The sequence below is a fragment of the Burkholderia sp. AU44665 genome (assembly GCF_030504405.1).
Taxonomy (GTDB): domain Bacteria; phylum Pseudomonadota; class Gammaproteobacteria; order Burkholderiales; family Burkholderiaceae; genus Burkholderia; species Burkholderia semiarida.
This window is the reverse complement of the sequence record NZ_JAUJRI010000002.1, coordinates 509,352-524,084: the sequence shown is the minus strand read 5'-3', so window position 1 is coordinate 524,084 and position 14,733 is coordinate 509,352. Positions and strand designations below refer to the sequence as shown.

10 protein-coding genes are annotated in these 14,733 nt (G+C 70.0%); 5 read left to right on the top strand and 5 right to left on the bottom strand.

Annotation, left to right across the window (positions count from 1 at the left end; genetic code table 11):
- Positions 1-18: 18 nt before the first annotated feature.
- Both QZM15_RS07565 and QZM15_RS07560 read right to left on the bottom strand, forming a co-directional pair.
- On the bottom strand, positions 19-846 hold the full coding sequence (locus QZM15_RS07565) for a carbon-nitrogen hydrolase family protein (RefSeq protein WP_059642148.1): 828 nt from the start codon (positions 844-846) through the stop codon (positions 19-21).
- A gap of 60 nt (positions 847-906) precedes the next feature.
- Positions 907-5,106, bottom strand: a complete 4,200-nt coding sequence (locus tag QZM15_RS07560) for a YhdP family protein (protein ID WP_302106128.1) — start codon at positions 5,104-5,106, stop codon at positions 907-909.
- Between the two features lie 233 nt (positions 5,107-5,339).
- Between QZM15_RS07560 and glnE the strand changes: the two genes are divergently transcribed.
- A complete protein-coding gene (glnE, locus tag QZM15_RS07555) occupies positions 5,340-8,144 on the top strand; it encodes a bifunctional [glutamate--ammonia ligase]-adenylyl-L-tyrosine phosphorylase/[glutamate--ammonia-ligase] adenylyltransferase (protein ID WP_059574290.1) in 2,805 nt (934 codons plus the stop codon).
- A 129-nt stretch (positions 8,145-8,273) separates the two neighbouring features.
- Here the strand turns inward: glnE and recN are convergent, their stop codons facing one another.
- Both recN and QZM15_RS07545 read right to left on the bottom strand, forming a co-directional pair.
- Entirely contained in the window at positions 8,274-9,923 is a 1,650-nt protein-coding gene (gene recN / locus QZM15_RS07550; RefSeq protein WP_059574289.1) for a DNA repair protein RecN, read from the bottom strand.
- Positions 9,924-9,942: 19 nt separating this feature from the next.
- The gene (locus QZM15_RS07545; protein WP_006492558.1) at positions 9,943-10,845 is read right to left on the bottom strand and encodes an NAD kinase; all 903 of its coding nucleotides are present in this window, start codon (positions 10,843-10,845) and stop codon (positions 9,943-9,945) included.
- Positions 10,846-10,976: 131 nt separating this feature from the next.
- Between QZM15_RS07545 and hrcA the strand changes: the two genes are divergently transcribed.
- From hrcA to QZM15_RS07530, 3 genes are all read left to right on the top strand, one after another.
- Positions 10,977-11,999: a heat-inducible transcriptional repressor HrcA gene (gene hrcA / locus QZM15_RS07540; protein WP_059451324.1), complete on the top strand. Its 1,023-nt coding sequence runs from the start codon at positions 10,977-10,979 to the stop codon at positions 11,997-11,999.
- 141 nt (positions 12,000-12,140) lie between these two features.
- Positions 12,141-13,205: a ferrochelatase gene (hemH, locus tag QZM15_RS07535; protein WP_060312709.1), complete on the top strand. Its 1,065-nt coding sequence runs from the start codon at positions 12,141-12,143 to the stop codon at positions 13,203-13,205.
- Between the two features lie 84 nt (positions 13,206-13,289).
- Positions 13,290-13,697 (top strand): RNA-binding S4 domain-containing protein, encoded by a 408-nt coding sequence (locus tag QZM15_RS07530; protein ID WP_059574287.1) that lies wholly within the window; start codon positions 13,290-13,292, stop codon positions 13,695-13,697.
- Here the strand turns inward: QZM15_RS07530 and QZM15_RS07525 are convergent.
- The gene (locus tag QZM15_RS07525; protein ID WP_006476841.1) at positions 13,669-13,830 is read right to left on the bottom strand and encodes a hypothetical protein; all 162 of its coding nucleotides are present in this window, start codon (positions 13,828-13,830) and stop codon (positions 13,669-13,671) included. The two genes, QZM15_RS07530 and QZM15_RS07525, sit on opposite strands and share 29 nt — an antisense overlap.
- Before the next feature lie 353 nt (positions 13,831-14,183).
- On the opposite strand from QZM15_RS07525, the gene grpE reads away from it, so the two are divergent.
- Positions 14,184-14,729 carry a nucleotide exchange factor GrpE gene (grpE, locus tag QZM15_RS07520; RefSeq protein ID WP_060312711.1) on the top strand — a complete coding sequence of 182 codons (546 nt, stop codon included), beginning with the start codon at positions 14,184-14,186 and terminating at the stop codon, positions 14,727-14,729.
- Positions 14,730-14,733 lie beyond the last annotated feature (4 nt).

Here is a 14,733-nt window from a genome sequence, read left to right as displayed (position 1 = left end):
TCAAGCGGTGCGGCGGATTCAGGTCAGCACGCGGTGCCGCCACGCGGGCAGGCTCTGGCGTACGTCGGCGATGCGTTGCGGATCGAGCGTGCCGAGCACGACGCTCGCACCCTCGTCGCGCACCGCGACGATCTCGCCCCACGGGTCGATCAGCATGCTGTGGCCCCACGTGCGCCGGCCGTTCTCGTGCTTGCCGCCCTGCGCGGCCGCGAGCACGTAGCACTGATTCTCGACGGCCCGCGCGCGCAGCAGCGTTTCCCAGTGCGCGCGGCCCGTCGTATACGTAAACGCCGACGGCACGACCATCAGCGCGCAGTCGCCCATGCGGCGATACAGCTCCGGAAAGCGCAGATCGTAACAGACCGACAGGCCGACCCGACCGAACGGCGCGTCGAACGCGACGACCGTGTCGCCCGCGCGGATCGTGCGCGCCTCGTCGAACGATTCGTCGCCTTTCTCGAAGTTGAACAGGTGGATCTTGTCGTAGCGCGCGGCCTCGTTGCCGGACGGATCGAACACGAGCGTCGTGTTCAGCACGCGGTCGGGCTGCGGCGCCTTCAGCGGCAGCGTGCCGCCGATCACCCAGATGCCGTGGTCGCGCGCGGCGTCGGCGAGGAATTGCTGGATCGGGCCGTCCCGGTACGGTTCGGCGAGCGCGAGCTTGTCGGTGTCGCGGTGGCCCATGAAGCAGAAATACTCGGGCAGCAGCACGAGCTGCGCGCCTTCGCCGGCGGCCTCCGCGATCAGGCGCCGCGCTTCGGCGAGATTGCGGGTGACGTCCGGCGCGCTCACCATCTGCAGCGCGGCGACCTGGAAGGGCGTGGCGGAACGGGCGTGGTCGGTCATCGCGGAATCGCTTGCGTCATAAATGGGGTGCGGCCCGGCACCCTGCGGCGCGATATGCGCTCATTGGCTCGATGCATCGGCCGGACCGTGATTCATCTTACCCTGATCGCTCCGCACCCGCTCGATGTGCGGGTGCGCCCACGAGCCGGTGATCGCGTAGTCGAGCGCGAACGCGTGCGACAGCGTTTCGGACAGCGCGTAGTTCGCGGCCAGCACGCCGACGCCGAGCAGCGGGTTGATGATGGCTGCCCCGATCGCGGCCGCGCCCGCGCTGATCTTCGGCGCGACGTGCGCATGCAGGTCCTGCGTTTCGGTGCCGAGGTCGACGGCGCCGCGCACGGTGACGTTCGCCGGGCCCGTCATCATCGAGAAGTCGTCGGTGCGCGCGATCCCGTTCGAAATCCGGCCGGTGCCGGTGATCTTGTCGAACGGCAGCCCCTTGCCGACCACGTCGCGGAAGTTCAGCGTCAGGAAGCGCGCGAGGCTCTGCAGGCTCAGCACGCCGAGCAGTTTCGCCGCGCCCGGGTCGACCTTCAGGATCTTCCCGTGTTCGAGGTCGACCGCGACCTGGCCGCCGAGCGACGGGAAGTCCAGCGCGGTCGGGCCGCCGCGCCAGCCGACCTTGCCCGTGACCGAGCCGTGACCGTCCGCGAGCGTGCGCGGCAGGCCGACGCGGTCGAGCAGCGCGCCCGCGTTGTCGATGTCGAGCTTGAAGTCGAACACGGTGCGGCGCGGCGCGTCGTTTTCGTCGGCGCCGCGGGCGAGCGCGCGGCGCGACGTGCGCCAGTTGCCGGTGGCCGTGAGCTTCGCGGCCGGGTTCGACAGTTCGAGCTTGTCGAGCTGCCACACGGGCGTGCCGTCTTCGTCGATGTTGCGCGCGTTCACGACGAGCCGGCCGATGTCGTGATCGCGCGCGACGACCTGGTCGACGATCAGGTCGATCGACGGCATCGGGCGGTCGGTCGGCGTCGGCAGGTTCATCGCGCGGCCGACGAGATCGTGCTGCGCACTCTGCGGCACGACGAGCTTCGCGAGCCGCGCGTTGAGCACGCCCGCGCCGTTGTGGCCGCCGCCCGGCGCCCACGACAGGTAGCCCGATACCTGGTTCGACGCGATGTTCGCCTGCCAGAGATCGTCGACGTGCGACGCGCCGACGATCACGTTCTCCCAGTTGCGCTTGAGCAGCTTCAGCGTGCCGAAATGGAACGCGAAGCGCTTCGGCGCGAAGCTCGCGAAATCGACGCGCGGCGCGGCCGGCGGCGCGGGCGCGCGCGGCGTGTCGGGCCGCAGCGTGTGGGCGAGCGCGAGCCACGCGTCGGCGTCCAGCTCGGCGACGTCGACGGCCGCGCTCACGCCGTCCTGCGGCATGTCGGGCATCCGGTGGATGCCCATCGCGCCGCGCACCGCGCGCAGCGGCTGGCCGCGCGTCGCGTCGAGCAGGTAGGTCGCGGACACCGGGCCGAGCGTCAGGTCGGCGTGTTCGAGGCGTTTGCCGTCCGCCTGCGGCGCCGGCTGGAGCGTGAAGCGGAACGGCATCGGCGTGCCGGCCGGTTTCGCGAACGGCGCCGGGAAGTTCAGCGCGACGCCCGTCAGGTCGGATTGCGCGCTGACGTCGGGCAGGCGGCCCGGCGCGCCGCGCACGGCGACCTGGTACGGTGCGTCGCCGACCACGTGTTCGAGCAGCGCGGCGGCCGCGCCGTGCAGGTTCAGGCCGCGCGCGGCGTCGAGCGCGAGCCGGCCGTCGACGTCCACCGCGTACGGGCCATGCGACCGGAATGTGCCGTTCGCGCGCACCGGGCCGCCGAGGAAGCGCCCCGACAGGCCGTGCAGCGACGCGCCGGCCTCGGTGAAGCGGACGCTGCCGCGCAGGGCCGACAGCGGCGGCACGCCGCTCGTCGACAGCGTGTTGCCGCCGAACGCGAGCGCGCCTTCGACGTGCGTGTGCGGATGGGGGACGTGCTGCGGAATCGTGATCTTGAGCGCGAGCGACGCGGGGCCCTGCGCATCGATCCGCTGGCCGATGTGGCCGCTCATCGTGCCGAGCGAGCTGTTGTCCGCGTAGTCGATCAGGTCGGCTAGCGGGCCCTGCGCATGGCCGTCGATGATCAGCGGCGAGTGCGACGGATTGCCGAGATCGTCGATGCGGCCCGCGACCTTCGTCAGCGTGACGCGCTTGTAGCGCGCGCGCTCGATGTCGAACCGCAGCTTGTTCTGCGCGAGTTCGAACACGCCGTCGATCCCGTCGAGCGCCGGCCAGACGCTCGGCGTGCCGTTCGCGAGCTTGCGCGGCGGGTACGGCGTCGGCTCGAAGCGGCCGCCGGTGAACGGTGCGACGATGTGGAACACGCCGGCGTCCGGCTCGTGTTCGAACGGGAATTTCTCGAGCGGGCCGCGTGCGACGATCGACGCGCCCTTGGTCACCTTGCCGTCCTGCAGCGCATGGCCGAGATAGTTGCGCAGGTGCTCGGACATCCCGGTCGGCAGGTAGCGCGGAATGCGCGCGACCGATGCGCGCGCGAAATCGGCGCGCAGGTCGAGCGAGCCGCGGCCGTGGCCGGGGTTCGTGTACGAGCCGGACACCGCGATTTCGGCATCGGGGTTCGACACGAGCAGGTCGGGCAGCGACACGTCGACGCGCGCGTGCTTGTCGCCGGGCGCGGGCGTGATCGTCCATTTGGCGTTGCCGCGCAGCCGGTCGAACGTCAGGCGCGGCTCGTCGAATTCGCCGGGCACGGTGACCGCCGCGTTGACCGTGTCGATATGCGCGGAGCCACCGGTCTCGTTCGCATCGACGCGGCCCCACAGGTTCTCGACGCCCGGCCAGCCGGCGCGCGGGTGACCGCGCGGCGAGAGCCCGGGCGGCGGCTCCTGCGCCGCGAAGCTGATGCCTTGCAGATCGCCGAGGAAGCGGTAGCGGACGATCGGCGCGGCGCCCATGCGCCCGTCCTCGTCGGCGAGATCGGCGTGCGCGGGTTTCGCGCGCTCGACCTCGATGTGATAGTTCGACACCATCCCGCGCGGGTCGATCTTGATCAGCTCGTTGCGCAGGCGCGCCGGCAGCGGCAGCCCGCGGATGAATTCGCTGAGGATGCCGAGATCGACGCGGTCGCCGACCACGCTGAGCAGTTGTCCCTGGGTCGCGGTCGGCACGCGGTAGCGTGCCGTCAGCGTCGACAGCGCGAGCGAGCGGGCGAGCGGCGTGCCGTCCGGCAGCGGCGGCTGGCCGAGCTCCGCATTGAAGCGCGTCAGGTGCAGCGTGTAGTCCTGGCCCGCATCGAGCGCCATGTCCCAGCCGAAGCGGACCGTCGGCACGTCGAGCCGCGGCTGCGTCGGGCGCACGCGCAGCGCGACGTCGGCGCCTTGCAGATCGCCGCCCGCCGAGCGCAGGTGGCCGTCGCCGAAGGTCGCCCAGATCGCGTTGTCGATCCGGCCCGCGTGGATCGTGAGCGGCATGTCGAGGTAGCGCGCGAGCGTCTGCAGGTCGACCGGGCCGGTCGACAGGTACGCGTCGCCGGTCCAGTTCGACGGCTTGCCGATCGGCGCGAGCGGCTTGTGCTTGAAGCGCGCGCGGAAATCGAGCGGGCCGAGCAGCAGCGTGCCGTTCGCGGGCGCCTGCAGCGCGGCCTTGTGCACGCGGCCGTCGTTCAGCACCGCGAGCCGGATGCCCGACAGCACGAGCTCCGGTGCATCGTGCTGCGCGTCGCGCCAGCGCAGCGTGCCGCCGCGCAGCACGATCGCCTCCTGTTTCAGCAGCCACGTGCCGAACGTGTCGTTGCCGCCGTGGGTGGTGGCCACGCCGACGCCCGCGACGCTCAGCGAGCCGTCGGCCGCGCGCGCGACGACGAGGTCGGGCTGGTCGACGATCAGGCTCGACAGCGCGGGCGACAGCCGCAGCAGCGACATCCACGACAGCGCGGCCGTCGCGTGCGGCACCGACAGCGCGACCTTGCCGTCGCGGCCGCGGATCGTCAGGTCCGTGAGCTCGACGCCCGGCTGCATGCCGGACCAGTTCGGGGAAAGCTTGCCGATCGAAAGCTGCGCGTGGAGCTTGTCGGATACGGCGCGCTCGATGCGCGGGCGGTATTCGTCGATGCGCGGCAGCAGCACGTAGCGCAGCCCGAGGAACGCGCCGGACGCGACGAAGTAGGTGCCGATCCCGACTGCCAGCGTCACCCTGAACACGCGACGCAGGACCGGATGATCGTGCTTCGGAGGTCCCGCTTCGGGCGCTGCTACGGCGGATTCCTGACGGTCGGACATGCGGCGGACGGGCGGCGATATGGTAGTTTTGCAGACTGACGTTGAAATGTATCACACGGGTTCGTGTCGGCGGCCGTTGGGGGCCGTACGGCACGGGCTTTCCGGCGCGCGGCGTCGCGACGGGCGCACGCGCGTCCGGCGCGGCCGCGCCGAGTCCATTCGGGCCGGTCGGCAGCGGGGCGCGCACGTGCCGGCCCGCTGCCCGCCGGTCTTTCCGCCAGGCCCGCTTCTCGATGACCGACGCTTCCGCCCTGCTCAGCACGTCCTATTCCCGATACCTTGCCCGCGCGGCGGCCGCCCGGCCCGCGCTGGCCGCGCAGATCGCCGCGTGGGCGGCCGCGCCGCTCGGCCGCGCGCGGCTCGACGCGCGCCTCACCGAGCTGCTCGCGACGCCGGCCGGCACGTCCGCGCCGGACGAGGAGCAACTGAAGCGCGCGCTGCGGCAACTGCGCGCGGAGGCGTTCGGCGCGGTCGCGGAGCGCGACCTGCGCGGGCTGGCGGACGTCGCCGAAGTGACGGGCGCGATGACCGATCTCGCCGAAGTGGCCGTGCAGCGTTCGCTCGCGCTGCTGTCGGCCGAACTCGAGGCGCTGTACGGCGAGCCGCGCGGCGCCGACGGCCAGCGCGTCGTGCTCGGCGTGGTCGGGATGGGCAAGCTCGGCGGCCGCGAGCTGAACGTGTCGTCGGACATCGACCTGATCTTCGTCTACGAGGACGACGGCGAGACGACGGGCGGCACGCGTTCGCCGCTGTCCACGCAGGAATACTTCACGCGGCTCGGCCGGCGCCTGATCGGCGTGCTGTCCGAGGTCACGGCCGACGGCTACGTGTTTCGCGTCGACATGCGGCTGCGCCCGAACGGCGATTCGGGGCCGCTCGTCTGCAGCATCGGCATGCTCGAGGAATATTTCTACGTGCAGGGGCGCGAGTGGGAGCGCTATGCGTGGATCAAGGGGCGGCTCGTGTCGGAAGGCGACAGCGACGCGGCGCGGCGGCTCGCGGCGCAGCTCGAGTCGATCGTCAAGCCGTTCGTGTACCGTCGCTATCTCGATTTCGGCGTGATCGGCGCGATCCGTTCGCTGCATCAGCAGATCCGGCAAGAAGCCGCGCGGCGGGCGTCGATGCGGCCCGACAAGGCCGACGACATCAAGCTCGGGCGCGGCGGGATCCGCGAGATCGAGTTCAGCGCGCAGGTATTCCAGTTGATCCGCGGCGGCCAGGATGCGGAGTTCCGCGTGCGGCCGACGCTCGCGGTGCTGCGGCATGCGCAGGCGCGCGGACTGATCGGCGACGACGTATGCGCGCGCCTGACCGACGCCTACCGTTTCCTGCGCACGCTCGAGCACCGGCTGCAATACCGCAACGACGCGCAGACGCACGCGATGCCGGTCGAGCCCGACGAGCGCGCGGCGCTGGCCGCGTCGCTCGGGTTTGCCGACTACGCGGCGCTGATGACGGTGCTGGACGAGCACCGGAACTTCGTCGAGGCGCAGTTCGACCAGATCTTCGCGGACAAGGTGAAGGGCGGCGGCCCATGCACGGCCGGCGACGACACGGCCGCCGCGTGGATCTGGAGCGGCGCGCTGGCCGACGACGGCGAGGACGACGCGCTGGTCGCGCGCCTCGACGGCCTGGGCTTCGCCGATCCGGCCGCCGTGCTCGCGCGGCTGCGCGCGATCTGGCAATCGTCGCGCTATACCGGGCTGCCGGAAAAGAGCCGGCAGCGCTTCGACAGCGTCGCGCAGCGCGCGCTCGACGCCGCGCCGACGATCGACGCCGCGCGCCGCGACGAGACGATCGTGCGCCTGTTCGACCTGCTCGAGACGGTCAGCCGGCGCGGCGTCTATCTCGCGCTGCTGACCGAATACCCGGCCGCGCTCGACCGCGTGCTGTCGGTGCTCGGCGCGACGCGCTGGGGCGGCGGCTACCTGATCCGCCACCCGCAGCTGCTCGACGAGCTGCTCGACGACGAGGCGATCGCGAGCCCGTTCGACTGGCCCGCGTTCAAGGAGGCGCTGCGCGCGCGGCTCGCCGCGGCCGACGGCCCCGAGCAGCAGATGGACCTGCTGCGCCATGCGCAGCACGCGGAGGTGTTCCGGATCCTGTTGATCGACCTGGCCGGGCAACTGTCGGTCGAGCACGTGAGCGACCGGCTGTCCGAGCTGGCCGACGCGGTGCTCGACGTGACGATCGAAGTCGTCTGGTCGCAGCTCGCGAAGCGCCATCGCGACGTGCCGATGTTCGCGGTGATCGCGTACGGCAAGCTGGGCGGCAAGGAGCTCGGCTATGCGTCCGATCTCGACCTGATCTTCCTGTACGACGATCCGGACGAGCGTTCGGCGGACGTCTACACGACCTTCACGCGGCGCCTGATCACGTGGCTCACGACGGCGACCGGCGCGGGCGCACTGTTCGACATCGACCTGCGGCTGCGGCCGAACGGCGAGGCCGGGTTGCTCGTCACCGATCTCGACGCATTCCGCCGCTATCAACTGCGCGAGGGCGACGCCGCGAACACCGCGTGGGTGTGGGAGCACCAGGCGCTGACGCGCGCCCGCTACAGCGCGGGCGACGCGCGGATCGGCGCGGCTTTCGAGGCGATCCGCCAGCAGGTGCTGACGACGCCGCGCGACGGGGCGATCCTCGCGAAGGAGATCGTCGACATGCGCGGCAAGGTGTTTGCCGGCCACCCGAACCAGACCGGGCTGTTCGACCTGAAGCACGATCGCGGCGGGATGGTCGACATCGAGTTCATCGTCCAGTACTGGGTGCTGCTGCACGCGTCGAGCGACGCCGAGCTGATCCGCAATACCGGCAATATCGCGCTGCTGCGCGAGGTCGCGCGCTTCGGGCTGATGGGCGCGGACGAGGCCGAGCGCGTCGGCGCGGCGTATCGCAAGTACCGCAAGCTGCAGCACAAGCTGCGGCTCGACGGGATGGAGAAGGCGCGCGTCGATCCGGCCCTCGTGGCCGACGAGCGGGCGGCCGTGACGGCGCTGTGGGCGCGCGTGTTCGGGGCGGTCGAAACGGGCGTTTGAGTCGCCCGTTCGAATCCGGCGTACGATCGGCGGCGCGGGCCGGCCGCGATCGAGCGGCTGGCCTGCCGTAACAAAAAAGACCGGCGCATGCGCCGGTCTTTCCGCATCCGGACCAACGTGGAGCCGGCGTCAGGCCGCCAGCATTTCCTTCGCGTGCTTGCGTGTGGTCGCGGTGATTTCGAGCCCGCCGAGCATCCGCGCGACTTCCTCGATCCGGCTGGCGCGGTCGAGCGCGACAACGGTCGATACCGTGCCGCCGCGCTCGTCGGCGCCCTTCGCCACCTGGAAATGATGGTCGCCGCGCGCGGCGACCTGCGGCAGGTGGGTCACGCACAGCACCTGGCGGTCGCGCCCGAGCTGGTGCAGCAGGCGGCCGACCACTTCGGCGACGCCGCCGCCGATTCCCGTATCGACTTCGTCGAAGATCAGCGTCGGCGTCGGGCTCGCGGCGCTGGCGATGACCGCGAGCGCGAGGCTGATCCGCGCGAGCTCGCCGCCCGACGCGACCTTCGCGAGCGGGCGCAGCGGCACGCCCGGGTGCCCGGCCACGCGGAATTCGACCTGTTCCAGCCCGTGCGGGCCGCCGTCGGCGAGCGGCACGAGCGCGACCTCGAAGCTGCCGCCTGCCATCGACAGTTCCTGCATGCCGGCCGTGACGGCCGTGCCGAGCGCCTTCGCGGCCTGCGCGCGCGCCTTCGACAGGCGTTTCGCATCGGCGAGATAGGCTTCCCGCGCCTTGGCCTGCGCGGCCTCGAGCGCGCCGAGATCGGCGGCGGCGTCGAGCGCGGCGAGTTGCGCGCGGCGCGCCGCATGCTCCTCGTGCAGCGTGTCGGGCGGCAGCCGGAACTTGCGGGCGGTCGAGTGCAGCGCGTCGAGCCGCGTTTCGACCTGCGCGAGCCGCTCCGGGTCGAGATCGACGCGCTGGGCATAGTGCGACAGCGAATACACGGCTTCCTGCAACTGGATTTCGGCCGGCTCCAGCGATGCCAGCGCATCGCCGAGCGCGGTGTCGTAGTCGGCCAGGCTGCGCAGCTTCGACACGATCGCGCCGAGCTGCGCGAGCATCGCGTCGTCGGACTCGGACAGCGCGTTGAGCGCGCCGCGCACGCCTTCGATCAGATTCGCCGAATGCGACAGGCGCTTGTGTTCGTTGCTGACTTCGTCCCATTCGCCGGCTTGCGGAGCGAGCTTGTCGAGTTCGGCGAGCTGCCACGCGAGCTTTTCGCGCTCGAGCTGCAATTCGCGCTCGTGCGCCTTCGCGGCGTCGATCGCCTGCGTCGCGTCGCGCCACACGCGCCACGCGCGCGCGACGTTCGCGGCATCGGCGACGAGCCCCGCGTGCGTGTCGAACAGCTCGCGCTGCGCGTCGGGCCGCATCAGCAACTGGTGCGCGTGCTGGCCGTGGATGTCGACGAGCATCTCGCCGAGTTCGCGCAGTTGGGCGAGCGTCGCGCTGGTGCCGTTGATGAACGCACGCGACCGGCCGTTCGCGTCGATCACGCGGCGCAGCATCACGGTGTCCTCGGCGTCGAACGCGTGGTCGTCGAGCCAGCGCGCGACACGGTCGTGCGGCGTGAACTCGGCCGTGATGTCGGCGCGGCCGCAGCCGGTGCGCACGACGCTCGCGTCGGCGCGTTCGCCGAGCGCGAGGGCGAGGGCGTCGATCAGGATCGACTTGCCGGCCCCGGTTTCGCCTGAAAAGACGGAAAAGCCGCTGTCGAATTCGAGATCGAGCGCGGCGACGATGACGAAGTCGCGGATCGAGAGGTGGCGGAGCATGGTGTCGGGCGGAGCGGCGTCAGGACGCCTTGTCGTCTTCGTTCGATGCGTGTTCGTTCCAGTGCAGCTTCTTGCGCAGCGTCGTGTAGTAGCTGTAGCCGATCGGGTGCAGGAACGGCACCGTGTGCTTCGAGCGGCGCACCTCGATCGTGTCGTTCAGCTCGAGCGACGTAAACGACTGCATGTCGAAGTTCACGTTGACGTCGCGGCCGCCGACGATCTGGATCGCGATCTTCGAATCGTCGGGCAGCACGATCGGCCGGTTCGACAGCGCGTGCGGCGCGATCGGCACGAGCACGATGCCGGCCAGCTGCGGATGGAGGATCGGGCCGGCCGACGACAGCGCATACGCGGTCGAGCCGGTGGGCGTCGCGACGATCAGGCCGTCGGAGCGCTGGTTGTACATGTAGCGGCCGTCGACCGACGCACGCAACTCGACCATCCCGGAGAAGCCGCTGCGGTTCACGACGACGTCGTTGAACGCGAGCGCGTGGTAGATCGGTTCGCCGTCGCGTACGATCCGCGCCTCGAGCAGCGAGCGCTCCTCGCGCTCGAACTTGCCGGCCAGCATCACGGGCACGAGCGCCTGCATGTCGGAGGCCGCGATGTCGGTGATGAAGCCGAGCCGCCCGTGGTTGATCCCGATCAGCGGTGTCCGGTACGGCGCAAGCTGGCGGCCGATGCCGAGCATCGTGCCGTCGCCGCCGAGCACGATTGCCACGTCCGCTCGTGCCCCGATTTCGGCCGGAGTGAGCGCCGGGTAGCCGGCGATGCCGATTTCCCGCGCGGTATCGCCTTCGAACACGACCTCGAAGCCGAGCGTGGCAATGCTGTCCGCCAGCGTGGCGAGCGGCTCGGCGATGCCGGGCGTGTTGCTCCGGCCGACGAGCGCGACAGTGTTGAACTGATTACCGGTTTTCATGCCGGCATTACACCATAGCTCGTTGACGAAAAGAACCGCCCGTGCGCCGACGGGGCCGGATCGGGCCGGCCCGCGCAATGGTGGCCGACGCCACTCGCCGTGCTTGCGCGGTTGCGCTAAAATTTTCCACCATGCTAGATCCTCGCGCACGAACCCTCCTGAAAACCCTGATCGAACGGTATATCGCCGACGGTCAGCCAGTCGGATCGCGCACGTTGTCCCGTTACTCCGGGCTCGAGCTGAGCCCGGCGACGATCCGCAACGTGATGTCCGACCTGGAGGAGCTCGGCCTCGTGTCGAGCCCGCACACGTCGGCCGGCCGCGTGCCGACGCCGCGCGGCTACCGGCTGTTCGTCGACACGATGCTGACGGTCGAGGCGCCGATCGACGCGGAGGCCGTCGCGCGTCAGGTGCAGAACACGCTGCAGGCCGGCGAGCCGCAGCAGCGGGTGGTGGCGGCCGCCGCGAGCGTGCTGTCGAACCTGTCGCAGTTCGCGGGCGTCGTGCTGACGCCGCGTCGCAGCCACGTGTTCAAGCAGATCGAATTCATGCGCCTGTCCGACAAGCGCATCCTGCTGATCATCGTCACGCCCGAGGGCGACGTGCAGAACCGCATGCTCGCGACGCCGCGCGACTATTCGCCGTCGCAGCTGACCGAGGCGTCCAACTACATCAACGCGCATTTCGCCGGCCTGTCGTTCGACGAGGTTCGCCGCCGCCTGCGCGACGAGATCGACCAGTTGCGCGGCGACATGACGACGCTGATGCACGCGGCCGTGACGGCCAGCACCGAGGTGCCCGACACCGAGGACACCGTGCTGATTTCCGGCGAGCGCAACCTGCTCGAGGTGGCGGACCTGTCGTCCGACATGGCGCGGCTGCGCAAGCTGTTCGACGTATTCGACCAAAAGACGGGCCTCCTGCAACTGCTCGACGTGTCGAGCCACGCCCAGGGCGTGCAGATCTTCATCGGCGGCGAATCGACGCTCGTGCCGATCGAGGAAATGAGCGTCGTGACCGCGCCTTACGAGGTGAACGGCAAGATCGTCGGCACGCTCGGCGTGATCGGCCCGACCCGCATGGCGTACAACCGCGTGATACCGATCGTCGACATCACCGCGCGCCTGCTGTCGCTCACGCTGAGCCAGCAGTAGCAACCGCCCCCGACGCCGTCCCGCCATCGTGCCGCGGCGTCGCGCGCGCCGCCAGTCGGCCGAACGGCCAGCCGACCCGAGCGCTGCGGCCCGCTATAATTGAGGGCCGTCCGACTGCGTGCCCCGAGCACGTTCCTGCCCATGCGTTTCGATCTTGAGCCGCCATCGAGTGTCGCGGCTGCCCATCGCATCGGTGTGCTGCTGATCAATCTCGGCACGCCCGACGCGCCCACCCCGCGCGCGGTGCGGCGCTACCTGGCCGAATTCCTGTCGGATCCGCGGGTCGTCGAAATTCCGCAGGCCGTCTGGCAGGTGCTGCTGCGCACGCTGATCCTGCCGCTGCGCGGCCGCGCGTCCGCGAAGAAATACGCGGCCGTCTGGATGCCCGAGGGCTCGCCGCTGCGTGTCTACACCGAGCGCCAGACCGACAGCGTGCGGCACCTGCTCGCGTCGAACGGCTATCACGTGATGGTCGACTACGCGATGCGCTACGGCAGTCCGAACATTTCGCACGCGCTCGCGCAGTTCAAGCGCGCGGGCGTCGAGCGCGTGCTGCTGATGCCGATGTATCCGCAATACTCGGCGTCGACCACCGCCACTGCGTTCGATGCCGCGTTCGGCGCGCTCGCGCGCATGCGCAATCAGCCGGAAGTGCGCACGGTGCGGCACTACGCCGATCATCCGGCCTATATCCACGCGCTGGCCGAGCAGGTGCGCCAGTACTGGGCGCAGCACGGCCGGCCCGATTTCGCGGCCGGCGACAAGCTGGTGCTGAGTTTCCACGGCGTGCCGAAGCGCACGCTCGACCTCGGCGATCCCTATCACGACCAGTGCCAGCAGACGGGTGCGTTGCTGATGGCCGCGCTCGGGCTGTCGGCCACCGAATGCCGCGTCACGTTCCAGTCGCGCTTCGGCAAGGCCGAATGGCTCCAGCCGTATACCGCGCCGACCCTGCGCGAATTCGGCGAGGCCGGCGTGCGGCGGGCCGACGTGTTCTGTCCCGGCTTCACGGCCGATTGCCTCGAGACGATCGAGGAAATCGGCATGGAAGTGCGCGACGAGTTTCTCGCCGGCGGCGGCAAGACCTTTCACCGCATTCCGTGCCTGAACGGTGCCTCCGCATGGATCGGCGCGCTCGGCGAGATCGTCGCGGAAAATCTGCAGGGCTGGCCCGTCAAGGCCGCGCAGCCCGAACCGGTCAATTGAGATGAAACGATTCCCACGCGCGCGTTGTTCGCCGTTCCCCGGGGCGGCGGTCAGCCTTCACACGGCGGCCCGGCGGAGGCTTGCATGAACTACAGGATTTCCACGGAGCCGGGCGCGAAGCTGCGCATCGACAAATGGCTGTGGGCAGCCCGATTCTTCAAGACGCGCTCGCTCGCGACCGATGCGGTCGACAAGGGGCACGTGAAGATCGGCGGCGCGGCGGTCAAGCCGGCGAAGGACGTACGGGTGGGCGACGAGGTCGAGATTGCGATCGACGGCATCGTCTGGCACATTGCCGTGCTGGGCGTGTGCGACGTGCGCGGGCCCGCGAGCGTCGCGCAGACGCTCTACGAGGAAACGGCTGCGGGGCGAGCCGCGCGGCTCGCCGAACTGGAGCGGCGCCGGACGTATCGCGAGCCGGCGGCCGAATTGCACGGCCGGCCGACGAAGCGCGACAGGCGCATCATCGACAGATTTTCTGGTGGGAGCTGAACATCTGGTCGAACGTCGCCCGCGCGCTGCCGTATTCGGTCGTGCGGTCGGTGACTGCCCCCGACAGGCAGATGGTGGTGGTGCCGGCAATGAGTACCAGCGCGACCACCGATATCGCAAAGGTCAGTTTCACGGTACTCCCCTCGAGAACAAGGGTGAAAACGGCGCCAGGTGGAAGGTCACGCGGCGGTCAGCTAGGGTAAACACGCTTTTCCGACGCTTGAGTGGAGTGTAGTGCAGCCGGCCTGTGTGCAGCTAGTACTTGCCGGGTAAGCGTTGTTACAGGCCGTTTCGCCCGAGGCGGCGGACGATGCGGCGCCTGCCCCGGCAGACGCGCGGTTGTTTCGCGGCATTGGAGAATGCCGGCGAATAACCCTCTTGAAACCGCAGTTTTCGCCCTTATTTGCACCAGTAATGTGCGGTGCCGCCGGGTATACGTCCGGCGGTTGCCGATTTGGCTTCAACCTCTAATCGACTTTCAGCGACATGGAAAACACGCAAGAGAACCCGGCTACCCAATCGGCCGAAGACATCGGCAGCGAGAAGCAGGCGGAGCAAGGCGCCGCACCCGCCGCCGAAGCCGCCGACGCGGCGCTCGCGGAGGCTCAAGCCAAGGTCGCCGAGCTCCAGGAAAGCTTCCTGCGGGCGAAGGCCGAAACCGAGAACGTGCGCCGCCGCGCGCAGGACGACGTGTCGAAGGCGCACAAGTTCGCGATCGAGAGCTTCGCGGAGCACCTGCTGCCCGTGCTGGACAGCCTGGAAGCGGCCGTCAACGATACCTCCGGCGACATCGCGAAGGTGCGCGAGGGCGTCGAGCTCACGCTGCGCCAGTTGACGAGCGCGCTCGAGAAGGGCCGCGTCGTCGCGATCAATCCGGTCGGCGAGAAGTTCGATCCGCACCAGCACCAGGCCATTTCGATGGTGCCGGCCGAGCAGGAGCCGAACACCGTCGTCGCGGTGCTGCAAAAGGGCTACATGATCGCCGACCGCGTGCTGCGCCCCGCGCTCGTCACCGTCGCGCAGCCGAAGTAAGGCG